Source organism: Uliginosibacterium sp. 31-12 (assembly GCF_030548425.1).
Taxonomy (GTDB): Bacteria; Pseudomonadota; Gammaproteobacteria; order Burkholderiales; family Rhodocyclaceae; genus Uliginosibacterium; species Uliginosibacterium aquaticum.
In genome coordinates this window covers 69,997-94,262 of sequence record NZ_JAUOOA010000002.1, presented here as the reverse complement: position 1 = coordinate 94,262, position 24,266 = coordinate 69,997, and the positions used below count along the sequence as shown (strand labels likewise).

The 24,266-nt window shown below is 63.4% G+C and carries 21 protein-coding genes; 3 read left to right on the top strand and 18 right to left on the bottom strand.

Annotated elements, in window-relative coordinates:
- The first annotated feature begins 90 nt into the window (after positions 1-90).
- Entirely contained in the window at positions 91-2,259 is a 2,169-nt protein-coding gene (locus Q3Y64_RS05665; RefSeq protein WP_303560427.1) for a dihydroxy-acid dehydratase, read from the top strand.
- 22 nt (positions 2,260-2,281) lie between these two features.
- Here the strand turns inward: Q3Y64_RS05665 and Q3Y64_RS05660 are convergent, their stop codons facing one another.
- Positions 2,282-3,169, bottom strand: a complete 888-nt coding sequence (locus Q3Y64_RS05660) for a hypothetical protein (RefSeq protein ID WP_101941288.1) — start codon at positions 3,167-3,169, stop codon at positions 2,282-2,284.
- Positions 3,170-3,372: 203 nt separating this feature from the next.
- Complete coding sequence (locus Q3Y64_RS05655; protein WP_303560426.1) at positions 3,373-3,927, bottom strand: NAD(P)H-dependent oxidoreductase; 555 nt, start codon at positions 3,925-3,927, stop codon at positions 3,373-3,375.
- A 159-nt stretch (positions 3,928-4,086) separates the two neighbouring features.
- Here Q3Y64_RS05655 and Q3Y64_RS05650 point away from each other — a divergent pair, with 159 nt between their 5' ends.
- Positions 4,087-4,497, top strand: coding sequence for a helix-turn-helix domain-containing protein (locus Q3Y64_RS05650; RefSeq protein ID WP_303560425.1), 411 nt, complete (start codon positions 4,087-4,089; stop codon positions 4,495-4,497).
- Between the two features lie 8 nt (positions 4,498-4,505).
- Here Q3Y64_RS05650 and Q3Y64_RS05645 read toward each other — a convergent pair whose 3' ends face one another.
- The 4 genes from Q3Y64_RS05645 to Q3Y64_RS05630 all read right to left on the bottom strand — a co-directional run bounded on the left by Q3Y64_RS05645 (position 4,506) and on the right by Q3Y64_RS05630 (position 11,308).
- On the bottom strand, positions 4,506-5,837 hold the full coding sequence (locus tag Q3Y64_RS05645) for a PAS domain-containing methyl-accepting chemotaxis protein (RefSeq protein ID WP_303560424.1): 1,332 nt from the start codon (positions 5,835-5,837) through the stop codon (positions 4,506-4,508).
- A 216-nt stretch (positions 5,838-6,053) separates the two neighbouring features.
- Entirely contained in the window at positions 6,054-7,247 is a 1,194-nt protein-coding gene (locus Q3Y64_RS05640) for an MFS transporter (RefSeq protein ID WP_303560423.1), read from the bottom strand.
- Between the two features lie 5 nt (positions 7,248-7,252).
- Complete coding sequence (mutS, locus tag Q3Y64_RS05635) at positions 7,253-9,793, bottom strand: DNA mismatch repair protein MutS (RefSeq protein ID WP_303560610.1); 2,541 nt, start codon at positions 9,791-9,793, stop codon at positions 7,253-7,255.
- 159 nt (positions 9,794-9,952) lie between these two features.
- A complete protein-coding gene (locus Q3Y64_RS05630) occupies positions 9,953-11,308 on the bottom strand; it encodes an MFS transporter (protein WP_303560422.1) in 1,356 nt (451 codons plus the stop codon).
- Positions 11,309-11,566: 258 nt separating this feature from the next.
- Here Q3Y64_RS05630 and Q3Y64_RS05625 point away from each other — a divergent pair, with 258 nt between their 5' ends.
- The gene (locus tag Q3Y64_RS05625; RefSeq protein ID WP_303560421.1) at positions 11,567-13,375 is read left to right on the top strand and encodes an ExeM/NucH family extracellular endonuclease; all 1,809 of its coding nucleotides are present in this window, start codon (positions 11,567-11,569) and stop codon (positions 13,373-13,375) included.
- Between the two features lie 51 nt (positions 13,376-13,426).
- On the opposite strand, the gene ureG is transcribed toward Q3Y64_RS05625, so the two are convergent.
- From ureG to urtB, 12 genes are all read right to left on the bottom strand, one after another.
- Positions 13,427-14,050 carry an urease accessory protein UreG gene (gene ureG, locus Q3Y64_RS05620; RefSeq protein WP_303560420.1) on the bottom strand — a complete coding sequence of 208 codons (624 nt, stop codon included), beginning with the start codon at positions 14,048-14,050 and terminating at the stop codon, positions 13,427-13,429.
- A gap of 136 nt (positions 14,051-14,186) precedes the next feature.
- Entirely contained in the window at positions 14,187-14,867 is a 681-nt protein-coding gene (locus Q3Y64_RS05615; RefSeq protein WP_101941282.1) for an urease accessory protein UreF, read from the bottom strand.
- Between the two features lie 96 nt (positions 14,868-14,963).
- Positions 14,964-15,449, bottom strand: a complete 486-nt coding sequence (gene ureE / locus Q3Y64_RS05610; RefSeq protein WP_101941281.1) for an urease accessory protein UreE — start codon at positions 15,447-15,449, stop codon at positions 14,964-14,966.
- Positions 15,450-15,553: 104 nt separating this feature from the next.
- The gene (gene ureC, locus Q3Y64_RS05605; protein WP_303560419.1) at positions 15,554-17,254 is read right to left on the bottom strand and encodes an urease subunit alpha; all 1,701 of its coding nucleotides are present in this window, start codon (positions 17,252-17,254) and stop codon (positions 15,554-15,556) included.
- 1 nt (position 17,255) lies between these two features.
- Entirely contained in the window at positions 17,256-17,561 is a 306-nt protein-coding gene (locus Q3Y64_RS05600; RefSeq protein ID WP_101941279.1) for an urease subunit beta, read from the bottom strand.
- Between the two features lie 10 nt (positions 17,562-17,571).
- Positions 17,572-18,150: a HupE/UreJ family protein gene (locus Q3Y64_RS05595; protein WP_101941278.1), complete on the bottom strand. Its 579-nt coding sequence runs from the start codon at positions 18,148-18,150 to the stop codon at positions 17,572-17,574.
- Positions 18,151-18,290: 140 nt separating this feature from the next.
- Positions 18,291-18,593, bottom strand: coding sequence for an urease subunit gamma (ureA, locus tag Q3Y64_RS05590; RefSeq protein WP_101941277.1), 303 nt, complete (start codon positions 18,591-18,593; stop codon positions 18,291-18,293).
- Positions 18,594-18,711: 118 nt separating this feature from the next.
- Entirely contained in the window at positions 18,712-19,587 is an 876-nt protein-coding gene (locus tag Q3Y64_RS05585; RefSeq protein WP_303560418.1) for an urease accessory protein UreD, read from the bottom strand.
- A 154-nt stretch (positions 19,588-19,741) separates the two neighbouring features.
- On the bottom strand, positions 19,742-20,434 hold the full coding sequence (gene urtE / locus Q3Y64_RS05580; RefSeq protein WP_101941275.1) for an urea ABC transporter ATP-binding subunit UrtE: 693 nt from the start codon (positions 20,432-20,434) through the stop codon (positions 19,742-19,744).
- Positions 20,435-20,502: 68 nt separating this feature from the next.
- The gene (gene urtD, locus Q3Y64_RS05575) at positions 20,503-21,369 is read right to left on the bottom strand and encodes an urea ABC transporter ATP-binding protein UrtD (protein ID WP_303560417.1); all 867 of its coding nucleotides are present in this window, start codon (positions 21,367-21,369) and stop codon (positions 20,503-20,505) included.
- Positions 21,366-22,469, bottom strand: a complete 1,104-nt coding sequence (gene urtC / locus Q3Y64_RS05570; RefSeq protein WP_303560416.1) for an urea ABC transporter permease subunit UrtC — start codon at positions 22,467-22,469, stop codon at positions 21,366-21,368. The genes urtD and urtC overlap by 4 nt, the downstream gene beginning before the upstream one ends.
- 17 nt (positions 22,470-22,486) lie before the next feature.
- Positions 22,487-24,247, bottom strand: a complete 1,761-nt coding sequence (gene urtB / locus Q3Y64_RS05565; protein ID WP_303560415.1) for an urea ABC transporter permease subunit UrtB — start codon at positions 24,245-24,247, stop codon at positions 22,487-22,489.
- Positions 24,248-24,266 lie beyond the last annotated feature (19 nt).

Below are 24,266 nucleotides of genomic sequence, written 5' to 3'. Positions count from 1 at the left end.
ACTACTGTCTGCATACGGTTGTACTACAATCACCTGGAACGCAGCCGATGGGCAGTCTCGCCCTTGCTGGTCCGGAAGGAAGAAAGCGCCATGGACAACACCGCCGTCGTGAACCCCGAGTTCGCCACCCTCCATATAGATGAGGCTTACAACCCCTATCGCAGCTGCATCCAGGGTCTGGCCAACGAGCCGATCACGGTGCGGGCGCTGTTGCGCCGGGCGGATGACCTTCTGTGCGATGAGCCAGCGTTCGCGGGTCTGGGAGACCATTCGCTGGAGGCGATCGTGGCGCGTCTCGCGGCCAATCGCCCGCGGGTGGCGATCATTCAGGGCTCGCCGGATCATCCGGCGCACATGTTCGATTACGAGCACAGCCTGCGCGCCGCTGCGCGCATCTGGCAGAACGGTGGCGTGCCCTTCACCTTCGGCATCCCGGTGATCTGCGACGGCACCGCGCAGAGCAACATCGGCCAGAGTTACTCGCTGGCTTCGCGCAACCACACGGCCACCGCCGTGAACATCAATTTCGAGGGCCACAGCTACCACGCGGCCTATGTGCTGTCGGGCTGCGACAAAACGCCGACCGGCATCCTTTCCGGCCTCGCCTCGGCGGATCGCGCCCGGCGTCAGCCTGCACGCGGCACCGCGCCGGTGTGGGCGATCTTCGTGCCGGCGCATGTGCTCAAGGGCGGCACGATTCCGAAGCGCACGCGCCAGAAGCTGCAGGCTATTCAGGATGCCGCCATCGCCGCCGGCGATGCCCAGCTTGCCGCGGACATCGAGGAAAACTGCCACTACATCCTGCAGTGCTCGTCGGACGAAGCTTTTCTCGGCCATCTGCAGCGCGCCGAGGAGAAGAGCCTGGTGACGCGTGCCGAAGCCGATGCGATCCTCAACGAGCTGGCTGCCGCCACCTGTGACGACAAGGGCGGCATCTGCGCCTTCAATGGCACCGGCAACTCCTCGCGCACCCTGGTTGCGGCGCTCGGTTTCGTGCCGGCAGAATCCGAGCTGCTCACCGACGAGCCGGGCACCGATGTGGTCCAGCGCAATGTTGATCAGCTCTTCCGCATGTTCAACAAGCCCGAGTATTCGGTGTGCAATCTGCTCGAGAAGAACTACGCCAACGCCATCCGCATCCACGGGGCGACTGGCAGTTCCTCCAACCTGATGCTGCACATGCCCTGCGTGATGCGCCATGCCGGTTTCGACGTGAGTCTCTTCGACTATGCTCGGGTGCGCGATTCGCACGCTGTGCCGGATGTGTTCGCCCACAGCCTCACCGAGGGGCGCGACACCTTCGTGCTGGCCCAGCAGGCCGCTGCCGGCCTGCATCACGGCATGACCAGCCTGTTCAAGGTGCTCACCGACCTGGGCGTGCCGATGGATCTGGATGCGCCGACGGTGGCGGGCCTCACCTGGCGCCAGCGTGTGGCGGCGATTCCGGTGGCCGTGTCACCAAAGCTGCCGCAGGAAAAGTCGGTGATCCGCATCCAGCCGATCCGCGCCATTTCCGGCACCGACGTGATGCGCGGCAACTTCTTCTCGTCCTGCACGCTGAAGGTGGCCGGCATGAGCAGCGAGTCCTGGCAGCGCTTCAATGGCCGTGTGTTTCTGGTGCGCTATTACGAGAACGAGATCGACTGCAACGACGACCTGCGCTCGACCAATCTCGTCGAACGCCTCGCCGCACGACCGGCGCTGACCCCCGAATTGCTCGCTGCAATCCGTCGCCATGCGGGAGCACCAGCCGACCAGAGCGTCACCGAGATGATCACCAGCGGCGTGCTGGCTTTCGCCTTCGTTATCGCCGGGCAAGGGCCGAAGGCCTTCGGTATGCCCGAGATGTTCGCGCCCAGCCAGTACATGCGCCATCACGGGGTGATCGAGAAGACTTCGATCATGATTACCGATGGCCGCTACTCCGGCGTGACCAAGGGTGCCTGCGTGGGCCACATGGTGCCGGAAGCCTATGAGGGCGGCGGTATCGGTGCGCTGGTCGATGGAGATCTGCTGTGGGTGCAACTGGCCGAACGCCGGATCGATCTGCTCGACACGCCAGACTTTCTCGCCGGCCGCCTGCGCCCCTTACCGGCAGCGCCGGCTCGCGCGGAACTGGTGGCCGAACGCCGTGCGCGGATCGAAGAACGTCAGTTGCAGGTGGCAGCCAGCAGCATGATGGAAGGCGTGACCGACGCTGAATACGGCGTGGTGCCGCTGGCGGTGCACAAGCGCGCCACCCTGCGCTGGCCGGCCTGAGCCAGGCCAGGGCCAAGGGCAATCAGAAGGGCTTCTTGGGGTCGAAGTAATACTTCTGGTAATCGAAATCGATGCGTCCGATATCCGGGTTCTGCAGGTGGAAGATGCGGCGCTGATCAAGGCGCGCAAATGCCAGGGCGCTGCGGAACTCCGCCAGCCAGAGCTTGCGCAGGGAGCCGTCCTTGTACGCCCTCTGCATGCCGCGGGTAATCCGTTGGAGGGCCGGGCCATTTCGTGCGCTGGAAAAGAAAAAGCGCGGCAAGGGATAGGCCAGGGCGAAAGAGCTGTCCACCAACAGGTTCGATTGCCCTTCATGGCTCTTCAGCTCGGGTTCCAGCTCGTTGATGCCGCGGCAAAAAAGATCCACCCGGCTGGCGGCTACCATGCCGAACAGGCTCTCGTAGCTGCCAACCTCCTGCACCGTGAGTCGGTTGTGGCGCAGGATGTTCACATCCGCCCAGCCCAGGCCCTGGGCGATGGTGTACTTGCGTAACTCTTCGAAGCTCTCGAGGCGGGCAATTGCATCATGGGCCGCCGGGGAGACGAAGCACACGCGGTAGCCAGTCACACCGAAATCAACCGGAAAGCGGGCGTAGTCCAGGCCCTGATCGAGCAAGGCATTCTGAAAAGTGGTCATCACCAGCAGGTTGGTGAGGCTACCGGCCCTGGCTTCAGCCAGGGCCCGCGCGGTATTCATTGGCGCACTGGTCCGGATCTCGTAATCGCCGTATTCCGCGCGGGTTTTCTCCAGCGCCAGCTTCACCAGTTTCAGGTTGTAGGAAGTGCGCGGATCGCTCCCGCTCTCCGCCGCCGTCAGGGTGAAGATCTCTGCCTGGAGTGTGGTGCTGCCGAGCAGGCAGAAGAGCAGAGTCAGCAGTCGGATGAGGTGCTGTACGGGAGGCTGGAGCATGGCAGGCGTAAGAAGGCGGATGCAGTCATAACGGTCGCTGCGACAGATATCTGAAGCCGCCCTTCAGCATATTAGCCCCTCTTGGCCATTCTGCAGGGCGGCCCAGATTGCCGATAACGTCGTCGGCTGTTTGCGCCCCAAAAAAAAGGGGCTGCCGTGGCAGCCCCGTGCGATGTATCAAGTGCCTTCAGGCCTTCAGGCCTTCAGGCCTTCAGGCGTGAGGCGATTTCGGCCACCCGTGCGCCATACTTTCCGGCGGTATCCAGGTCGCCTTGCGGAATGGCATCGGCGCCCGCGTCGGATGGCGATTGCACCAGCAGGCCAACCGAGCCGCCGAGGTTGTTGACGTCCTGGCGAGTGGAGGCCAGCGTGTTGGCCGGCGGCAGCCCGAGGCTCACCCAGATGCCGCCGTGCTGCGAAGCCAGGGTCTGCAGGCTGATCAGTGTGACGGCTTTGTCGCCATTGAGGCTGGCGCTATTGGTGAAGCCGCCGAAGACCTTGTCCTGCCAGGCGCGGGTGAACCAGGCCTTGGAGGTGGCATCGGCAAATTTCTTGAACTGCCAGGGGGCGGAACCCATATAGGTCGGCGCGCCGAAGATGATGCCATCGGCAGCTGCCAGTTCATCCCAGCCTGCCTCCGGAATATTGCCTTCGCTGTCGACTGCAAGCAGCGATGCGCTGGCGCCTGCGGCAACCGCTTCAGCAATGCGACGGGTATGGCCATAGCCGGAGAAATACACAACGACGATCTTGCTCATGAGGACGTCCTTTCGGTTGGGCACTGCTAGGGAGAAAATCTGTATCGCTTCAGGCATGAGCGTTTGGCTCGCTCGCGATGAGTCTGGATGGATGGTATCTTCTGGAAACCAGGTCAACAAGAAGGTACTTTGTACTCACCTGGTTACCTTGGAGAAACCATGTCTGTAGTGACTTCGAGTGAGCGCTGCATGTCCGGCGCCTATGATGTCTATTCTCGTCACTGTCCGGCTCGTCTGGTGCTTGATCGCCTTGCGGACAAGTGGGCGCTGCTGGTGATCGGCCGCCTGCGCGGCGGCACCCTGCGTTTCAACCAGCTGCGCCGCGAGGTGGATGGCGTATCGCAAAAGGTCTTGTCGCAGACGCTCAAGAAACTCGAGCGTGATGGCCTGATCGGGCGCAGCGTGATTGCAACGGTGCCGGTCACGGTCGAATACTCGTTGACCGGGCTTGGCAACACGCTGGCCGAAACCATCGAGCATCTTTCGCGCTGGGCCGAATCCAACATGCCCGGCATCCTGGCCGCTCAGCAGAGCTATGACCAGCGCAGCGGTCTGACTGACGTGCCCTGAGCGAGGGCTCAGTTGGCTGAATGTGCCGCCGCCTTCTTCAGTTCTTGCACGATCGTGACGACTTTCCCCGCCCCGTCCTGAATCTGGCGGATCGTGGTGCCGACCTCCGACACCATGCGGGTGCCTTCTTCAACCCCCTGCAGGCTCTTGTCCATGCTGTCGATCACCGTGCGGGTTTCGCTCTGGATCTCGTTGATCATCCGCGAGATATCCCCGGTGGACAGACTGGTTCGCTCCGCAAGCTTGCGGACTTCATCGGCCACCACGGCAAAGCCGCGCCCCGATTCCCCCGCACGTGCGGCTTCAATGGCGGCGTTCAGGGCCAGCAGATTGGTCTGGTCGGCGATTTCCTTGATCGTATTGACGATGGAAGTGATCTGGCTGGTCTTCTCACCCAGGCCATACACCTGACTCGATGAGGCATTCATCTGGGAGGACAGCTTTTCCATCTGCGCAATCGTGTCGCGGATGGTCAGATTGCCATGGTTGGAGAGTGCTTCGGCCTGCAGTGAAACTTCGCTGGCAGTTTCTGCACTTTGATGCTCGGCCTGCGCGCGCAGCACGCGCTGTGTGACATCGCTGGCGAATTTCACGACCCGGCAGGGCTTGCCCTGTTCATCCAGCACCGGGTTGTAGCTGGCCTCAAGCCAGACTGTTTGCCCCTGTTTCGTGACGCGCTCCACGAGGCCGGTGAAAAACCGGCCGCTATTGAGGGCGCGCCAGAATTCAGCATATTCCGCACTGGCGGCATGGCTGGCGGTGCAGAAAATACGGTGATGCTGGCCGATGAGTTCGTCGTGGCGGTAACCCATGACGGCGAGGAAGGGCGGGTTGGCGGTGATGATCCGGCCCTGCATATCGAATTCGATGGCCGCCATCGAGCGGTTGAGGGCATCAAGCAGGGCTTTGCTTTGTTCTGCAGTCTTGACGCGTTCCGTGACGTCGCTGGCGATCTTGATCACCTTGCAGACCTTGCCCTCCGCATCGCTTACCGGGAAATACGTGGCCTCCAGCCACACGACACCGCCATCCTTGCGCAGGCGGCGGAACGTGCCCGTAAAAGACTCGCCGCGGCGTAGGCGCTGCCAGAAATCACGATATTCATCGCTGTTTGCGAAGGCAGGCTCGCAGAAGATCTGGTGGTCCCGGCCAATTACTTCACTGGCGGCATAAGCCATCGTCTGACAGAAAAGAGAATTTGCATTGCGGATCACCCCGTCGCTGCCGAACTCGATACGCGCCACGCAGCGGTCCAGTGCTGAGGCAATTTCGCGCAGAGATGAAAGCTCGGTGCGCAGTTCCGTGATTTCCTGAACGTGCTTTCTTGAAGGGCCGAACATGCGCTTCTCCTGTTGAGCGGCGCATGGTCTGACGCTCGCCGGCACAGCGAAGCGGACGGGTTTGCATGACATGCGGCCGGACCATCCATTACCGGGATGGGCTTGCTTCAAGAAATAGCGGCAGACAGGAGCAGGGGCTTGAACAGGGAAAACCCTTTTTCTAGAAGGGGCGCCCGGCGGTGCGTAGAGAGGCCAGTACTGCGCTGGCCTCTAGCGTCAGTGTGGAACTCTGGCGGCGTCCGGACGTGCGATGCCGTGCATGGCATGGGGCGTCAGCAAAGCCACGAGGACGGCAAAGAAGGCCACCACCAGCAGGCCGCTGGAGAGGCTGCTGTGCTCGGCGATAGCGCCGATCAATGGCGGGCCGCACATGAAGCCCAGATAGCCGATGCCGGAAACGCCGGCGATGCCGCTGGCCGGTGATACGCCCGGCACCCTGGCGGCGGCTGAGAACAGCACCGGGATCACGTTCGAAAGGCCCAGACCAACCAGAGCGAAACCGCCAATCGCGGCCCAGCGCTCACCGATCACGAGGGTCATCAGCATGGCCGCGCCAGCCAGCCAGGCCGAGCATTGCAAGGTGAGGCTGGCGCCGAGGCGGGCGCGTAACCAGTCGCCACCGAACCGGCCGGCCGCCATCGCGCCGGAGAAGGCGGCATAGCCCAGCGCGGCGATGCTGGCCGGGCTGGCCAACTCCTGGCTCATGTAGAGCGTGCTCCAGTCGTACATCGCACCTTCACTGACTAGCGCCAGTGCAGCCAGCAGGCCCAGAAGCAGCAGCACGCCATGCGGCAGGCGGAAGCCCTGATGCTGCTCATCCGGCGAATGGGTGGCGTGGGTGGGCAGCATGGCGCGGGCAGCAAACCACACCAGGGCAAAACCGGCCGCACAGGTGAGCGCAACGTGCAGCACCGGGCGAATTCCGGCCCCGGCGACGAAGCTGCCGATCAGCGCGCCCGCGAGTCCGCCCAGGCTGAAAAAACCGTGGAAGGACGACATGATCGGTTTGCCCATCTCGCGTTCCACCGCCACGGCTTCGGCATTCATCGCCACATCGAAGCCGCCGCTGCCCAGCCCGAAGGCAAACAGCAAGAGCATCAGCAGCGCATAGCCGGGGGCGAAGAGCAGGGCGGCAAGGCTGGCACAGACCACGCTGGCGCCGCACAGCACCACCGGGCGCGCGCCGTGGCGTGCCACCCAGCCGCCCACGCGGGTGAGCGAGATCAGCGAGCCGATGCCGGCAGCCAGCATCAGCCAGGCCAGCTGGGCCTCGTTGAGGCCGAACTGCGCCTTCACGGTGGGCACATGCACGCCCCAGGTGGCGAAGAGCAGGCCGCAGATGAAGAAGTGGGCCTTGGTGGCGATGCGCGCGTGCAGTAACTGGCGCGCCGGCAGGGCAGGGTGCTTCATGGCGCTTATTGCTGCAGGGTTTTGCGCAGCGCGTAGAGTGCTTCCATGGCTTCGCGCGGCGTCATGCTGTCTGGGTCCAGTTCGGCCAATGCCGACAGGGCCGGATGGCTGACCTGCGCGGGTTCTGGTTCGGGCAGCGAGGCGAAGAGGTCATCCTGCGGGCCGCTCGCCACTTCGCGGTTTTCCAGTGCCCGCAGGCGACGTTTTGCGTCGCGTACCACCGCAGGCGGAATGCCGGCCAGCGCCGCCACTTCGATACCGTAGCTCTGCGAGGCGGGGCCGTCCTGTACCGCGTGCAGGAAGACGATGCTGTGGCCATGCTCTACCGCGCCCAGATGTACGTTGGCGCACTCCGGGTAGTCCTGGCCCAGACGTGTGAGCTCGAAGTAGTGCGTCGAGAACAGCGAATAGCTGAGATTCTTGTCCAGCAGGTGCTTGGCAATCGAATAGGCTAGCGCCATGCCGTCGAAGGTCGAGGTGCCGCGGCCGATCTCGTCCATCAGCACTAGGCTCTTGTCGGTCGCACCATTGAGGATCGCCGCGGCTTCGGTCATCTCGACCATGAAGGTCGAGCGGCCGGAGGCGAGATCGTCTGAGGCGCCGATGCGCGTGAAGATCGCATCCACCGGGCCGATCCGGCACTGACTTGCGGGCACGAAGCTGCCGCAGTGGGCGAGCAGCACGATCAGCGCAACCTGGCGCATGTAGGTCGATTTACCGCCCATGTTCGGGCCGGTCACGAGCAGCATGCGCCGCGTCGGCGCCAGGCGCGTGTCATTGCTGATAAAGGCGTCGACCTGCCGCTCGACCACCGGATGGCGGCCGGCCGTGATCTCGATGCCGGGCTCGTCCGAAAGCTCGGGGGCGCGGTAGTCAAAGCGTGCGGCGGCCTGGGCGAAGGCGTTGAGGCCATCGAGCAGCGCGACGGCGTGGGCGATCTGTTGCAGGCGTGGCACCTGGGGTGCCAACTGGGCGACCAGCGCCTCGTAGAGCATCTTCTCGCGCGCCAGGGAACGATCCTGCGCCGACAAAGCCTTGTCCTCGAAGGCCTTCAGCTCGGGCGTGATGTAGCGCTCGGCATTCTTCATGGTCTGGCGCCGGCGGTAGTCCTCCGGCACCTTGTCGGTGTTGGCGTGGGTGACTTCGATGTAGAAGCCATGCACGCGGTTGAACTCGACCTTCAGCGTCGCGATGCCGGTGCGTTCCCGCTCGCGGGCTTCCAGCGCGATGAGGAATTCGCCGCAGTTGTTCTGGATGTCGCGCAGCTCGTCCAGCTCCGCGTCATAACCCTTGGCGATCACGCCGCCGTCGCGTACCTGGGTGGCGGGGTCCTCGGCAATCGCGCTCTTCAACAGCAGGAGCGTGTCGAGCGGCGTCTCCAGATCCATGTGGATGTGTTTGAGGAGATTCGAATCCGCTTGCGGCAGCGGAGCGCGTACCGAGTCGAGCGCGCCAAGGCTCTCGCGCAGCGCGGCGAGTTCGCGCGGGCGCACGCTGGTCAGCGCGATGCGCGTGGCGATGCGCTCGATATCGGCAATCGGGCGCAGGGCCGCGGCCACCGCATTCAGCGGGCCGTCACCGGCGTCACCCAGCAGTGCCCCGACCACCGCGTGGCGCTCGCGGCAGGCATTGCGACTGGCGAGCGGGTGATGCAGGGCATGGCGCAGCCAGCGCGAGCCCATGCTGGTTTCGGTCAGGTCCAAGAGCGACAACAGGGTGGGGGCTGGGTCGCCACGCAGGGTTTCGGAGATTTCGAGGTTGCGGCGGGTCTGCGCGTCCATGCGCAGGTAGTCGCCCTCGCTCTCCACCTTCAGCGTGGTGATGTGGGCCAGGGTCTGACGCTGGGTGCTGCGTGCGAACTCGAACAGCGCACTGGCGGCGGCCAGCGCCACGTTGAGACCTTCGGCACCGAAGCCGGCCAGATCGCGGGTGCCGAAATGGGTGGTCAGCAGTTCCTGCGCGGTCTTGGCGTCGAACTGCCAGTCCGCGAGGCGACGGATGGCCGGTACGCGCGCTTCCAGCGCCGGCAGCTTGAGCGATTCGGGGATCAGCGCCTCGGCGGGTCTCAATCGCTCCAGATGGCTGATCAGGTTTTCGGGCTCGGTCTCGACCAGGCGGAAGTCGCCATTGGCGAGGTTCAGCCACACGAGGCCCAATACACCTCGATGGAGTTGCACGGCGAGCAGCGGTGCTTCGGCGCGCTCGTCGAGCAGGGCTGCGTCGGTGAGCGTTCCGGGGGTGACGATGCGCGAGACGGCGCGTTCCATCGGCCCCTTGGTGGCACCCGGCTCGCCGACCTGCTCGGCGATCACGGCGGACTCGCCCATCTTCACGATCTTGGCGAGATAGGGCTCCAGTGCATGGTGCGGTACACCGGCCATCTTGATCGGCGAGCCACCTGAGGCGCCACGCGTGGTGAGCGTGATGTCCAGCATCCGTGCGGCCTTCTCGGCATCCTCGAAAAACAGCTCGTAGAAGTCGCCCATGCGATAGAAAAGCAGGGTGTCCGGATGCTGGTTTTTGATCCGGAGGTACTGCTGCATCATGGGGGTATGAGCGGCGAGCTCCTGGTCGCTGAGGGGCTTGAAGGGCTGCAAGCTGGGCTTCCTGCTGTGTGGGTGCGAAGCCGGGAATTGTAACAGCTCGGTGAACGTGCCCCTGCAGAAGGCCTGCCCCCAGCGAGCAGGGACAGGCCCGCGGTCAGCTTACCGACGGTGTTCGTTAGCCCAGCCGTAGGCTGCCAGCGAGGTGAAGGCCAGCAGCATCGCCAGTACCGATACCAGCGCCACATAGTGTGCACCGGCCAGCGCATCCTTCTGCAGCCACAACTGAGTCAGCACGGGCGTCAGGCCGCCGAAGATCGCGTAGGCGATGTTGTAGGCGAAGGACAGGCCGGAGTAACGGATCATGGGTGGGAAGGCGCGCACGCCAACAATGGCCATGGTGGCGATGGCGCCAACGAAGAAGCCCATCAGGCCGTAATTGAACACCAGCTCGCCATAGCTCACGCCGGCGGGCAGCACGGTGAAGAAGTGATAGGCGCTCAGGGCGAGACCGCCCCAGCTGATCAGCAGCGTCAGACGCATGCCGACGCGATCAGCCAGCCAGCCGAAGAAGCCGCAGCCGAGCACCAGCATCAGGGTTCCGACGCAGTTGGCTTCGAGCGCAGTGGCTGGCGCGATGTGGTGCATCTTCTGCAGCAGGGTCGGCGTCATCAGGATCAGTACCACGACGGCTGTGGACAGCGACCAGGTGTAGGCCCCTGTCAGCAGACAGGCCGCGCGGTGCTCGCGCAGCACGGTCTTGACGGGCATTTCTTCGGCCAGCGCGCGCTGTGCGGCGAGTTCCTTGAAAACCGGGGTCTCTGACAGGAAGCGGCGCAGATACACCGAGATGAATCCGAACAGGCCACCGAGGATGAAGGGAATTCTCCAGGCATAGCTGCCGATTTCTTCCTGCGTGAAGCTGCGGTTGATGGCGATCGCGATCAGCGAACCGAGCAGGATGCCGCCGCAGATGCCTGAGGTCAGCACTCCGACGCTGAAACCGGAATGGCGTGGCGGTACGTGTTCGGATACGAAGACCCAAGCGCCTGGCATTTCTCCGCCGATAGCGGCGCCTTGCAGTACGCGCATTGCGAGCAGCAACAATGGGGCGGCTACGCCGATGACCTCATAGGTCGGCAGCAGGCCGATGAGCAGGGTGGGCGCCGCCATCAGGAAGATGGACAGCGTGAACATGCGCTTGCGACCGAGCTTGTCGCCGTAGTGCGCAATGATGATGCCACCCAGCGGGCGCGCCAGATAGCCGGCCGCGAAGATGCCCAGGGTTTGCAGCTGGATCATCCAGTCGGGCAGGGTGGATGGAAAGAACAGGCGGCCTAGTGTGGCCGAGAAGAACACGAAAATGACGAAGTCGTAGAACTCCAGCGTGCCGCCGAGCGCGGACAGGGAAAGAGTCTTGTAGTCCTCGCGCCCCATGGGACGGGATGGGGCAGGGGTCGAATCGTAGGTGGTCATGGTCTGTACATCGAAGTCGCGCCAGCTCGCAGGGGCAAACAACTGCGATCCGAACTCAGCAGACCCGGGCCGGGAGGGGCGTGAGGATTGAGAGGCGTGCCGCAGGAGGAGTCAGCTTGCGCGTGGCGCGGAATTCGCAGGCCGGCCCTGGCCGCCGCATGCATCATCCGCCGTGCGACAGTCGGGGCAGTAATCATATTCGCGCGGCCAATGGCACGCAAATTCCTGCTTTGCAAGCATGTGTTTTGTGGGGTGCAGGGCAGGTATAGTTTGCGGCTGCCTGGCCGTACCCCGAATTGCATGAAAAACGTCTTGCTGTTCCTTGTTGCCTTTCTGTGTCTTGCCCTTGCTGCCGAGGCCGCAGAACCCTCGCTGGTCGTGTCGATCCCGCAGATCCAGGGGCGCGGCGTGCGCAGCCCGCTGGAGGGGCAGACGGTTACCACCACCGGGGTCGTGAGCCTGGTCACCAATCTTGGCTTCTTCATGCAGGATGAAACCGGTGACGGTGATGAAGCCACTTCGGATGGCATCTATGTGCATCAGGGGCTGATGCCCTGGGTAACGCCAGGAGACCGGGTCAGGGTCCAGGGGGTCGTGAATGAGTATGTGCCGGAGAGCAGCGCTCTGGCGCGCGCCAACCCGCATACTGAACTGACGCGTGTGCAGGTCGATATCCTGAGCTCGGGCCCGTCACTGGTGCCGAAGCGGATCATGTTTCCCCCGGCAGTAGAGGGCGATCTTGAGCGGGTGGAGGGCATGCTGGTTGAATTGCCCGGGCTGCTGACTGTGACCCAGAATTACTTTCTCGGCCGTTATGGCCAGCTTACGCTGGCGGCAGGTGGGCGCCTGATGCGCCCTCTCAGCCAGTTCGTGGCGGGGTCGCCTGAGGCCCGGGCCCTGGCGACGGAGAATGCTCGCCGGCGGATCGTGCTGGACGATGGCAGCAGCCGCCAGAATCCGGATCCCACGCCCTATCCGGGCAGCGGGGGGCAGGTGCGTGTCGGGGATCGTGTGCAGTCGCTATTGGGCGTGATCGACTATGGCTTGTCCGGCAACGAGGGAGCCGGGCTGACAGAGTATCGCCTTCATCCCCTTACACCGCCCCTGTTCACGCGCGGCAACCCGCGTTCCGAGCTGCCTCCGGCGCCGAAGGGAGACCTTCGCATCGCTAGTTTCAATCTGCAGAATTACTTCATTACGCGGGATCGCAGCGGAGCGGACTGCGGACCCGGGGCTTCCCGCAATGATTGCCGCGGCGCCGACAGCGCAATGGAGCTGCAGCGTCAGCGCACCAAGATCATCCACGCCCTGGTGGCCTTGAGTGCGGATGTGGTGGGCTTGTTGGAAGTTGAGAATCGCGGCAACGAAGCGGTGCAGGACCTGGTGGCCGGGTTGAACGAGCGGCTGGGGGCCGGGACTTATGCCAGCGTGTCTCTGCCGGAGGGTGGAGCCGGGAGTGATGCAATCCGCAGCGCAATGATCTATCGACCCGCGCGGGTTGTGCCGCTCGGAGCAAGCGTGAGCGATAGCCGCCCGGTACATAATCGCCCCTTGCTGGCGCAGACCCTGGTTGCGCAAGGGAGGCGCTTTAACGTGATCGTGGCTCACTTCAAGTCCAAGGGGCGTTGCCCGTCTGAGCTCGGCAGCCTGGATGGGGATCTGGGCGACGGTCAGGGTTGCTGGAATGCCCGGCGGGTGGCGCAGGCGCAGGCGACGCGCACCTTCATCAGCGCCATGCAGCGGCGCAGCGGTGCGCAGGATGTATTGCTGATCGGCGATTTGAATGCCTATGCCCGCGAAGCGCCGGTACTGGAACTGGTTCATAACGGCTTGGTCGACCAGATCGCGCGTTTCGATACGAAGCCCTATTCCTACGTGTTCGACGGAGAGTCGGGCGCGCTCGATCATGCCCTCTCGAACGAAAGCCTATGGCCTCGGATCGTCAGTGCAGGGCATTGGCATATCAATGCCGATGAGCCGGTCTATCTGGATTACAACCTGGAGTTTCGTCAGCCGGCTTGCCGAAGCTGCGCCCCGGATCGCTATCAGCCGGATCCGTTCCGCAGCTCGGATCACGATCCGCTCTACGTGGATATCCGGCTGCGCTGAAGCAGTCTCTTTCCCGGGCTGCCGAGCAGCCGGGGCTGGGTGCTAGATCAGTCAGGCAGCCGTGCGCAGCATGCCCTGAGTTTCGATGAAGGCGATGATTTCATCGAGGCCCTGGCCCGTCTTCTGGTTGCTGAAGACGAAAGGCTTGGTGCCGCGCATCTTCTTCGAGTCGCGATCCATCACTTCCAGCGAGGCACCCACCAGTGGTGCCAGATCGATCTTGTTGATCACCAAGAGATCGCTCTTCATGATGCCCGGCCCGCCCTTGCGCGGAATCTTGTCGCCTGCCGACACATCGATCACATACAGCGTGAGATCCGAGAGCTCGGGCGAGAAGGTCGCCGCAAGGTTGTCGCCCCCACTTTCCACGAAAATGATTTCAAGGCCGGGGAAACGGCGGTTGAGCTGGTCGATGGCTTCGAGGTTGATCGAGGCATCTTCGCGGATTGCTGTGTGCGGGCAGCCGCCGGTTTCCACGCCGAGGATGCGCTCGGCGGGCAGGGCTTCGTTGCGCACGAGGAACTGCGCGTCTTCGGCGGTGTAGATATCGTTGGTCACCACCGCGATGTTGTATTTATCGCGCAGGGCGGTGCACAGGGCGAGGGTCAGGGCGGTCTTGCCGGAGCCGACTGGGCCGCCGATGCCGACGCGCAGGGGTTGGGATGATGCGTTCATGATCTGTTCTCAATGAGGTCGTAACAAAATGGAGTGAAGCGCAGCGAAACGGTTCTGGCACGGCGTACCGACGCAGACAGTACAAGTGGTACGGCAAGGAGGTGCAACAAAGGCAGAACCATTTTGCTACGGCCTCTTAGGATCGGAAGAGTCTGGTGTATTGCGTCTCATGCTGACAACTCGCCAGCGTCATGCCGGGGGTGAAGTTTTCCCAGTCCTCTGTATCCGCTCGGCGAACGGCTTCAAGCGCGAGGGCGGGCAGGTCTTCGGCCAGGGCGACGAGCATGCGCTGGCCAGCGGTCTGGCCCAGCGGCACGAGCTTTACGGCGGCCATCACCTGATTCTCCAGCCAGGCCCACAGATAGGCGTTGGCTGCATCTGTTTCGTCGATGTTCCAGTGCGCCGCCGCAGCAGCCCAGGGAGTGGGGAAGGCTATTTCGCGCAGCTCGAGCAACGCGGTTTTGGTGGCCTCTGGCGTATCCGGCAGGTCGCGCAGCAAGCGCGCCAACGAGTAGCCCATCTGTAGGGTTTCGGCGCGCAATTCGCTGGTTTCGCGGGTGGCGATGAATTCGGCATTCAGACGCGCGATTCCGTCAGCGTTGCCTGCTTTCCAGGCGCGCAGCAGGCCAATCAGGGCCGGCGCTTCGCAACGCGCCAGCGCGAGATGCAGGGCATCGCGGATCCAGGCTTGCGCAGCGGCTTCCGAGCTGACCGCGCCCGATTCGACGGCCCATTCCAGACCTTGCGAGTAGGAGAAGGCACCGACGGGCAAAGCCGGGCTGGCCAGATGGAGGAGTCGGACGAGCTGCAGATTCATGCGCTGTAGCCCGGATGAAGGCCGCTGGCCGGAATCCGGGGAAGCATGTCGAGGCACCGGCCCCGGATTCCGCTACGCTGCATCCGGGCTACGGTGTTACGCATGGCCGCCCATCACGTGAATCTTGGCTTCGGTGGCGCCGCGTTCGGAATGATGATGGCCGGGCGCGTAGGCGCCGGCTTCGGGTTCAAATGCGGCGACGATGTGCAGCAACTCTGCGCCGAGGCCTTCGAGCATGTGTTCGAGCACATGATCCTGCTGGATGCGCAGCGCGCCTTCACCCACTTGCACGGCGACGTGGCGGTTACCCAGGTGGTAGGCCGTACGCGCTAGCTCGAAAGCGCTGTTGCAACGGGCTTCGACGAGGGCTTCGGGCGCAGCGATCACTTCCACGATGCGGCCATCCTTGGCTTGCAGCTTGTCACCACCGCGCAGGATGGTGCCGCGCGGCAGGAATAGCCCGACCTCTTCACCGGAGGCGAGCTTGGTGCGCAGACGGCTCTTGGTGCGGGCGTCGAAATCGAGGATCAGCTTTTCGCTGGCAGGGGTGTCGGCGGGGCAGAGGGATTCGATCAGGAGCATGGTTGCAGAAATGGAAAGTCGTGAGTGGGGCGCCGGTGGATGGCCGGCTTCAGTCGGCCATCCACGCATGGTGTGCGGCTAAAGCCGCACCTACATTATCCGCGTCAGAACAAGAAGTAGCGCTGTGCCATCGGCAGGCTGGTTGCTGGTTCGCAAGTCAGCAATTCGCCATCGGCATGGACCTCGTAGGTCTCGGCATCAACCGTGATTTCACCGCACCAGTCGTTGTGGATCATGTCGGCCTTGGTCACACCCCGGATGTTCTTCACTGCCACGAGTGGCTTGGCGAGGCCCAGATCCTTGAGGGTGCCTTTGTCCAGCGCGGCTTGCGACACGAAGGTCAGCGAGGTTTTCAGGCCGCCCCCGAAGCTGCCGAACATGGGGCGGTAGTGCACCGGCTGCGGGGTGGGGATCGATGCATTCGCATCGCCCATCGCCGCCGCTGCGATCATGCCACCCTTGATGATGGTGGAAGGCTTCACGCCGAAGAAGGCCGGGCGCCAGACGACCAGATCGGCGAACTTGCCGACTTCGACCGAGCCGACCACATGGCTGATGCCGTGGGCGATGGCCGGGTTGATGGTGTATTTGGCGATGTAGCGCCTGGCGCGGAAGTTGTCATTCTTCGCTCCGTCGCCGGGTAGGGCGCCGCGCTGCTGCTTCATCTTGTGCGCGGTCTGCCAGGTGCGGATGATTACTTCGCCCACGCGGCCCATGGCCTGCGAGTCGGATGAGAACATCGACAGGGCGCCGATGTCGTGCAGGATGTCTTCGGCGGCGATGGTCTCGCGGCGGATGCGCGACTCGGCAAAGGCCACGTCTTCGGCAATCGAAGCATCGAGGTGGTGGCAGACCATCAGCATGTCCAGATGCTCGTCGATGGTGTTCACCGTGTAGGGTCGCGTCGGGTTGGTGGAGCTAGGCAGCACGTTCTTCATGCCGGCGAGCTTGACGATGTCCGGCGCATGGCCGCCGCCCGCACCTTCGGTGTGGAAGGTGTGGATGGTGCGGCCCTTGAAGGCGGCGGCGGTGTCTTCGACGAAGCCGGATTCGTTGAGGGTGTCGGAGTGGATGGCGACTTGCACATCCAGCTCTTCGGCCACGCCCAGACAGGTGTCGATGGCCTGCGGGGTCGTGCCCCAGTCCTCATGCAGCTTGAGGCCGATGGCGCCGGCTTCGACCTGCTCACGCAGTGGCCCCGGCAGGCTGACGTTGCCCTTGCCGAGAAAACCCAGATTCATCGGGAAGGCGTCGGCTGCCTGCAGCATGCGCGCGATGTGCCAAGGGCCGGGCGTGCAGGTGGTGGCAAAAGTGCCGGTGGCCGGGCCGGTGCCGCCGCCGATCATGGTGGTCACGCCGCTCATGAGCGCTTCGTCGATCTGTTGCGGGCAGATGAAGTGGATGTGGGTATCGATGCCGCCGGCGGTGATGATCTGGCCTTCGCCGGCGATCACTTCAGTGGCCGCGCCAATGGCGATGGTTACGCCCGGCTGCACGTCCGGATTGCCGGCCTTGCCGATGCCACAGATGTAGCCGTTCTTGATGCCGATGTCGGCCTTGACGATGCCCCAGTGGTCGATGATCAGTGCATTGGTGATCACGGTGTCGGCCACCTCGGCGGCGGGCAGCTGGCTCTGGCCCATGCCGTCGCGGATCACCTTGCCGCCGCCGAACTTCACTTCCTCGCCGAGGATGGTGAAGTCTTTTTCGACCTCGATGATCAGATCGGTATCGGCTAGACGCAGGCGATCACCGACGGTGGGGCCGAACATTTCCGCGTAGGCGCGGCGGGAAATCTTTGCCATCTCAGAGTGCTCCTTGCACGAGGCCGCGGAAGCCATACACCTTGCGTTCGCCCGCGTAATCAACCAGCTCCACGGTGCGGCTCTGGCCCGGCTCGAAACGCACGGCCGTGCCGCTGGCGATGTTCAGGCGCATGCCGTGTGCAGCGGCGCGATCAAAGCTGAGCGCCGCATTGGTTTCGGCAAAGTGGTAATGCGAGCCGACCTGGATGGGTCGGTCGCCGGTGTTCGCTACGCTGAGCGAGTGCGTACGGCGGCCGACATTGAGTTCGTGTTCGCCATCTTCGACAAGCAGTTCTCCGGGGATCATCACGTGCTCCTCAGGCCGCCAGCAGGGTGAAGCCGAACAGGGCGACGGCTGCGCCACACAGACGCGGCAACCACACACTGCGTTCCAGTGCGAAGCGGGTCAGCAGCATGCCGAAGACATGCAGCACCAGAGTGCTGAAGACCATACCGGAGAGCGCGGCCAGCGCTTGCTGAGCCGGAAGCTCGGCGCCGTGGGCGAGGCCGTGGAAGAGGGCGAAAGCGCCGGCTATCGCAGCGCCAACGATGGCGGGCAGCTTCACCTGCAGGCCGACCAGCAGGCCCAGCACCAGCAGGGAAGCGGCAATCATCGGTTCGACGCCGGACACCTGTACGCCTGCGAAGGCCAAGAGGCCGCCGATCAGCAGCACGCCTGCAAAGGCCGCTGGTGTGATGAGGGCTGCACGTGTGTTGTGGCGGAATGCCAGCATGCTCCATACGCCGACCATGATCATCGCAGCCATGTGATCCAGGCCGGTGAAGGGGTGCGAGAGGCCGGCAAACAGTGCCGAGCCGTGGACATGATCGCCACCGGCATGGGCAAAGGCGAAGGCGGGGAGCAGAGCGGCGAGGGCAATCAGAGCGCGTTTCATGGTGGACTCCTTGAGGGATTAAGCGCGTGAAGAAATCGTAGCGAGCGCGACAAGGCCGAAGTGAGGCGCGGAGGCGTACGTAAGTACCTTGAGCACTGGAACTTCGGGATTGGCGTGCGCAGTAGATTTATTCATGTGCGTCAGATGATCGGGTGGTGGACGGTGACGAGCTTGGTGCCGTCAGGAAATGTGGCTTCAACCTGGATCTCGGGGATCATCTCGGCGATCCCGTCCATCACGTCATCGCGGGCGAGCAGCGTCGTGCCATAGCTCATCAGCTCGGCAACACTGCGTCCGTCGCGGGCGCCTTCCATGATTGCTGCGCTGATGAAAGCTACGGCCTCCGGATAGTTGAGCTTCAAGCCACGCGCCTTGCGACGTTCAGCAAGCAGGCCGGCGGTGAAGATCAACAGCTTGTCTTTTTCGCGGGGGGTGAGTTCCATTGTTTCTCCTAAATTTCATGCCATTTCGGAAACGTTCCGGTCGCGAAGACGAGCCGCAGGCAGTGCCTGGGCCACGGCAAGGCGAAGTCGACAGGCGCGAGGCGTTTCCGGGATGGCATCAGGTTTTCCAGATGCGGGGCGATACTGCCTCGCGTTGCAATACATGCGGCCGGGCGATGGCCCAGACTGCTTCAAAATACTGGCGGATCGCTTCGGCAGAGTCTGCCATGGCGCGAACGATCGTGACTTGTGGCAGGGCGGATAGCCCATATGTTCCGGCGCTGATGGCGAGCGTGCGCAGCGATTCGGTGAGCGTAGCATCCGGCGTAATGCCAGCCAGCCACAGCGTGCCGAAAACCCGGTTGTTATTGAGTCCGACAGGCGAGCGCATGGCGCAGTCCGAGCCTTGCAGATGCATGGCTTCCTGCCAGAGCGGTGTGCCGTCCGGGCGCTGCAGGCGCAGGCGCTGACGGAATGAGCCGGTCCTGAAGTCTTCGCCGCTGGCCTGGCGGCCCAGGCACAGGATGTCCCAGCCGATGGCGCGGGCGCCTTCGGCGAGGCTGATGAGGGTGCTGGCACGCGCCTGCGCCTGGTCGAAGAGGATAACTTCTTGCGGTAGCCACTCCAGCTTGCCGCCAGCGGCTATGTTCAGGGTAATGTCCTGCGTCGCGAGCGCCTGATCCGCTCCACGTGCCTTGTACCACTTGCCGGCACCGGGCGTGGTGAGCTGGGCGTGGGCATCGGCGGCGACTTCGACTTCGATCTGCAACTGGTCACCGCCGGCGATACCTGCCGGCGGGTGCAGCATCAGGATCTGGCAGACAGGATCGCCTTCCGGGTAGAGCGCTTTCTGCACGCGCAGCGGGCCGTAATGCTGATTACGGGCGAGCACGCTGCGCCCCGTCCGGTTCTCCACGCGCAAGGCGAGCGAAGCCTGCCAGCCTAGGGGTTGGGTGAAGGGGGGCGGGTGTGTCGGATCAGCAGGGGCGTTCACTTGAGTTCAGGTTCAAAATCCTATCCCGGTGCATAGCAAGAGCGGTGCCATGCCGGGAAACGGCTCCCGGCATTACGCAGACAGGTTTGAAGCTTGTTTTTAGTGCATCAGCACGCGTTTGGTGCGTGATGATGCACTAGAGTCGGGCGTTGAGTTAGATGGCGACCAGACTCTTCACATTCTCCGCTTGCATCTCGCTGCCAGGGCCGGCCTTGACGATTTCGCCACGCGCCATGACGGCGTACTGGTCCGCGAGTGATTCCGCAAAGTCGTAATACTGTTCGACCAGCAGGATGGCCATTTCACCGCCTTCGGCCAGCTTGCGGATGGCGGCACCGATATCCTTGATGATCGAGGGCTGGATGCCCTCGGTGGGCTCATCGAGGATCAGAACTTTAGGGCGCATGGTGAGTGCGCGGCCGATGGCAAGCTGTTGTTGCTGGCCGCCGGAGAGGTCGCCGCCCCGGCGTTTGAGCATGTCTTTCAGGACCGGAAACATCTCGTAGATGTAGCCGGGAATGCCACGTGAGGCCTTGCCATTGGCGAGGCCCATCAGCAGGTTCTCTTCTACCGTGAGGCGCGGGAAGATTTCGCGTCCCTGCGGTACATAGGCCATGCCCAGCGCTGCGCGATTGTAGGCAGCCAGCCGGGTAATGTCGCGGCCATCAAAAGATACCGAGCCTTTGGCCACGGGCAACAGACCCATCAGGCATTTGAGCAGGGTGGTTTTGCCCACGCCATTGCGGCCCAGCAGAGTGGTGACTTCGCCTTGCTTGAGCGAAAGCGAAACGCCGCGCAGGGTGTGGCTGCCGCCGTAGTACTGGTTGAGGTTTTCGATGGTCAGCATATTCATTCCGTAGGGTGCGCATTGCGCACCATCCATGCGGTGCGCAATGCGCACCCTACATATCCCGGCTAGCGGCCGAGATACACCTCAATCACGCGTTCATCGTTCTGCACCTGCTCCAGCGAGCCTTCGGCCAGCACGCTGCCTTCGTGCAGGCAGGTGACCTTGCCGTTGCGAGCGGAGATCTGCTTGATGAAATCCATGTCGTGCTCCACCACCACCAGGGTGTAGTCGCCGGCCAGCTCCAGGAACAGCTCGCCGCTGCGCTCGGTTTCTTCATCGGTCATGCCCGCCGCAGGCTCGTCTAGCAACAGCAGGAGCGGTTCCTGCATCAGCAGCATGCCGATTTCCAGCCACTGCTTCTGGCCGTGTGAGAGTAGACCAGCCGGGCGATGGGCCTGATCCTTGAGGCGGATGAGCTCCAGCTTCTGTTCGATCTTGCTGCGGGCCTCGCCGCTGAGCTTGAAGAACAGGCTGGACCAGATGCCCTTGTCGGTCTTCATGGCGAGTTCGAGGTTCTCGAACACGCTCAGCTCTTCGAATACGGTGGGCTTCTGGAACTTGCGGCCGATGCCGGCGTGGGCGATCTGTGCTTCGTTCAGCTTGGTCAGATCGATGGTCTGGCCGAAGTAGGCGGTGCCGGCGCTAGGGCGCGTCTTGCCGGTGATCACATCCATCATGGTGGTCTTGCCGGCACCGTTGGGGCCGATGATGGAGCGCAGCTCACCCTTGTCGATGGCGAGATTCAGGTTGTTGATGGCCTTGAAACCATCGAAGGACACGGTGATGCCTTCGAGGTAGAGGATCACGCCGTGCGTGGTATCGAGCTGGCTCGAATCAACCGGGCGCTCAAGGCCTACTGCGCGGTCGAAGGCGCTCTCGGCGCCGGAGATCGGCAGGCCGGGTTTCTTTTCTGTTGTCGCGGCGGCGTTCATGCGCGCTTCTCCTGCTTGCTGAAATAGCTCTGGACTTGGCCGACCACGCCGCGTGGCAGCCACAGGGTGACGAGGATGAAGATCAGGCCGAGGAAGTAGAGCCACACTTCGGGGAAGGCCACGGTGAACCAGCTCTTCACGCCGTTGATGAGGCCGGCGCCGATCAGCGGGCCGATCAGGGTGCCGCGCCCGCCTACGGCCGTCCAGATGGCGATCTCGATGGAGTTGGCCGGGCTCATTTCACCGGGATTGATGATGCCCACCTGCGGCACATACAGCGCACCGGCAATCGCGCAGATTACGGCCGAGAGCGTCCAGATGAAGAGCTTGTAGGGCAAGGGGTTGTAGCCGGAGAACATGACGCGCGACTCGGCATCGCGGATCGCGGCGAGCACCCGGCCGAGCTTGCTGGTGACGATGAAGCGGCCCAGCAACAGGAAGCCGATCAAGGCTGCGGCGGTCAGCCCGAATAGCACGACACGGGTTTCCGGTGCTGCGATGTGAAAGCCGAGGATGCGCTTGAAATCGGTGAAGCCGTTGTTGCCGCCAAAGCCCGTTTCGTTGCGGAAGAAGAGCAGCATCGCGGCGTAAGTCATGGCCTGGGTGATGATCGAGAAATACACCCCCTTGATCCGCGAGCGGAAGGCAAAGTAACCGAAGATGAAGGCCAAGAGGCCCGGCACCAGCACGACCAGCAGCATGGCCCACAGGAAGTGTTCGGTGCCTTGCCAGTACCAGGGCAGTTCTTTCCAGTTCAGGAAGACCATGAAGTCCGGCAGGTCGCTCTGGTAGTTGCCTTCGCGGCCGATGGCGCGCATCAGGTACATGCCCATGCCATAGCCGCCGAGGGCGAAGAAGATGCCGTGGCCCAGCGAGAGGATGCCGGTGTAGCCCCAGACCAGATCCATGGCCAGTGCCACGATGGCGTAGCACATGATCTTGCCGATCAGCGTCACCCAGTAGGTGGAGAGGTGCAGGGCACTTGTTTCCGGCACGACGAGGTTGAGGATGGGGACCAGAATCAGCGTGACGGCGGCAAAGGCGGCCAGTGCAGCCCAGGCTTTGGGGCCGAAGAGGCGGGCGGTGAGGGTCTTGTTCATTACTTGTGGCTCCACGCTCAATTGTCGACAAACCGGCCCTTCACCGCGAACAGCCCCTGTGGCCGCTTCTGGATGAAGATGATGATGAAAACGAGGACCGCGATCTTGGCGAGCACTGCGCCGGCGAAGCCTTCCAGCAGTTTGTTCAGCACACCGAGGCCCAGTGCGGCATACACGGTGCCGGCAAGCTGGCCGACGCCGCCCAGCACCACGACCATGAAGGAATCAATGATGTAGCCCTGGCCCAGATCCGGCCCCACGTTGCCGACCTGCGCCAGCGCACAACCGGCGAGGCCGGCGATGCCCGAGCCCAGGCCGAAGGCCAGCGTGTCGACACGCGGGGTGGCCACGCCGACGCAGCTCGCCATCTGGCGGTTCTGGGTCACGGCGCGCACAAACAGGCCGAGGCGGGTGCGGCTCAGGATCAGGCCCATGCCGATCACGACCAGCACGGCGAAGGCGATGATGGCGAGACGGTTGTAAGGCAGGATCAGGTTGCTCATGACCTGCACACCGCCGGAGAGCCAGGCCGGGTTTTCGACCATCACGTTCTGCGCGCCGAAGAGGCTGCGCACAGCCTGGATCAGCATCAGGCTGATGCCCCAGGTGGCGAGTAGCGTCTCCAGCGGACGGCCATACAGGTGGCGGATTACCAGACGTTCCATCGCCACGCCCACCAGAGCGGAGGCGCAGAAGGAGACCGGGATGGCGATCAGCGGGTAGAACTCAAAGAGCCCCGGCGCGTGGGCGCGGATCAGGTTCTGCACGGCGTAGGCGGCGTAGGCGCCGATCATGATCAGCTCGCCGTGGGCCATGTTGATCACCCCCATCAGGCCGTAAGTGATCGCGAGGCCCAGCGCGGCGAGCAGCAGGATGCTGCCCAGTGACAGGCCAGTGAACAGGCCGCCTGCGGCTTCACCCAGCTTGAGGTGGGAGTTGATCGAGTTGATGGCCTGCTGGGCCGCCACGCGCAGGGCTTCGTCGGCTTCACGATAGCTGCTTCCCTCTTTCTCGAGCAGGGCGCCGAGCAATACCTTGGCGTTCGGCTCACCGCTGCCACCGAGGGTCTGGATGGCCGCGAGCCGGATGGCCTTGTCCGGATGTTGCAGCTGGGCGGCAGCCTGGGTAAGGCGCAGCAATTTGGCGATCTGCGGGTCAGACTCGGTGGCCAGCGCCTTGTCCAGCAGGGGCAGGATCGCCGGGTTGGCCGAGTCCTGCAGTTTCTTCACGGCTTCCAGGCGTTCGCTCTGGTCGGCTGAGGATAGCGCGAGGGCGGCGAAAGCACCGTCCAGTGCATTGGTGACGCGGTTATTGCTGACCACGTCTTCGAGTTCATCCGGCACCTTGGCCAGTTTTTCACCGCTGATGGCATCGCTGGCGGTTTCTCCATCAAAAATGATGGCTTGCTTGCCTCCGAGCGATTTGAGCGTGTCGTCGCGCAGGGCTTCGAGAATGGGCAGAGCTTCTGGATCGGCGCTGCCGGCAATTGCATAGAGCGCGGCGACCTTGGCGTCGTTGTCGCCCGTGGCGAGCTGGAGGATCAGTTCGGGGGCGGGTTTGGCGAGGCTGAGCGGGCTGGCAAGCGTGAGAGCCAGGCTCAGCAGGGCAAGAAGGGCAGGGCGCATGAAGGTCATGGCGGTCTTGAAAATCCAGGATTCAGGCGTGGCGGGCCGCGTGGCCCGGGTGTCCGGCGGTGAGGCCGGCTGCAGCAAGGGCAAGGGAATTGCCTTGATGCACGCGCGCTGCGCGCACCCGGCATGAAGAGGAAGGGGATGCATGCATCCCCTGTCCTTTCAG

Bases quoted from the DNA above. Each gene is read 5' to 3' on its own strand.
- Q3Y64_RS05665 (WP_303560427.1), top strand. From the start codon at position 91: ATGGACAACACCGCCGTCGTGAACCCCGAGTTCGCCACCCTCCATATA.
- Q3Y64_RS05660 (WP_101941288.1), bottom strand. From the start codon at position 3,169: ATGCTCCAGCCTCCCGTACAGCACCTCATCCGACTGCTGACTCTGCTC.
- Q3Y64_RS05655 (WP_303560426.1), bottom strand. From the start codon at position 3,927: ATGAGCAAGATCGTCGTTGTGTATTTCTCCGGCTATGGCCATACCCGT.
- Q3Y64_RS05650 (WP_303560425.1), top strand. From the start codon at position 4,087: ATGTCTGTAGTGACTTCGAGTGAGCGCTGCATGTCCGGCGCCTATGAT.
- Q3Y64_RS05645 (WP_303560424.1), bottom strand. From the start codon at position 5,837: ATGTTCGGCCCTTCAAGAAAGCACGTTCAGGAAATCACGGAACTGCGC.
- Q3Y64_RS05640 (WP_303560423.1), bottom strand. From the start codon at position 7,247: ATGAAGCACCCTGCCCTGCCGGCGCGCCAGTTACTGCACGCGCGCATC.
- mutS (WP_303560610.1), bottom strand. From the start codon at position 9,793: ATGATGCAGCAGTACCTCCGGATCAAAAACCAGCATCCGGACACCCTG.
- Q3Y64_RS05625 (WP_303560421.1), top strand. From the start codon at position 11,567: ATGAAAAACGTCTTGCTGTTCCTTGTTGCCTTTCTGTGTCTTGCCCTT.
- ureG (WP_303560420.1), bottom strand. From the start codon at position 14,050: ATGAACGCATCATCCCAACCCCTGCGCGTCGGCATCGGCGGCCCAGTC.
- Q3Y64_RS05615 (WP_101941282.1), bottom strand. From the start codon at position 14,867: ATGAATCTGCAGCTCGTCCGACTCCTCCATCTGGCCAGCCCGGCTTTG.
- ureE (WP_101941281.1), bottom strand. From the start codon at position 15,449: ATGCTCCTGATCGAATCCCTCTGCCCCGCCGACACCCCTGCCAGCGAA.
- ureC (WP_303560419.1), bottom strand. From the start codon at position 17,254: ATGGCAAAGATTTCCCGCCGCGCCTACGCGGAAATGTTCGGCCCCACC.
- Q3Y64_RS05600 (WP_101941279.1), bottom strand. From the start codon at position 17,561: ATGATCCCCGGAGAACTGCTTGTCGAAGATGGCGAACACGAACTCAAT.
- Q3Y64_RS05595 (WP_101941278.1), bottom strand. From the start codon at position 18,150: ATGAAACGCGCTCTGATTGCCCTCGCCGCTCTGCTCCCCGCCTTCGCC.
- ureA (WP_101941277.1), bottom strand. From the start codon at position 18,593: ATGGAACTCACCCCCCGCGAAAAAGACAAGCTGTTGATCTTCACCGCC.
- urtE (WP_101941275.1), bottom strand. From the start codon at position 20,434: ATGCTGACCATCGAAAACCTCAACCAGTACTACGGCGGCAGCCACACC.
- urtD (WP_303560417.1), bottom strand. From the start codon at position 21,369: ATGAACGCCGCCGCGACAACAGAAAAGAAACCCGGCCTGCCGATCTCC.
- urtC (WP_303560416.1), bottom strand. From the start codon at position 22,469: ATGAACAAGACCCTCACCGCCCGCCTCTTCGGCCCCAAAGCCTGGGCT.
- urtB (WP_303560415.1), bottom strand. From the start codon at position 24,247: ATGCATCCCCTTCCTCTTCATGCCGGGTGCGCGCAGCGCGCGTGCATC.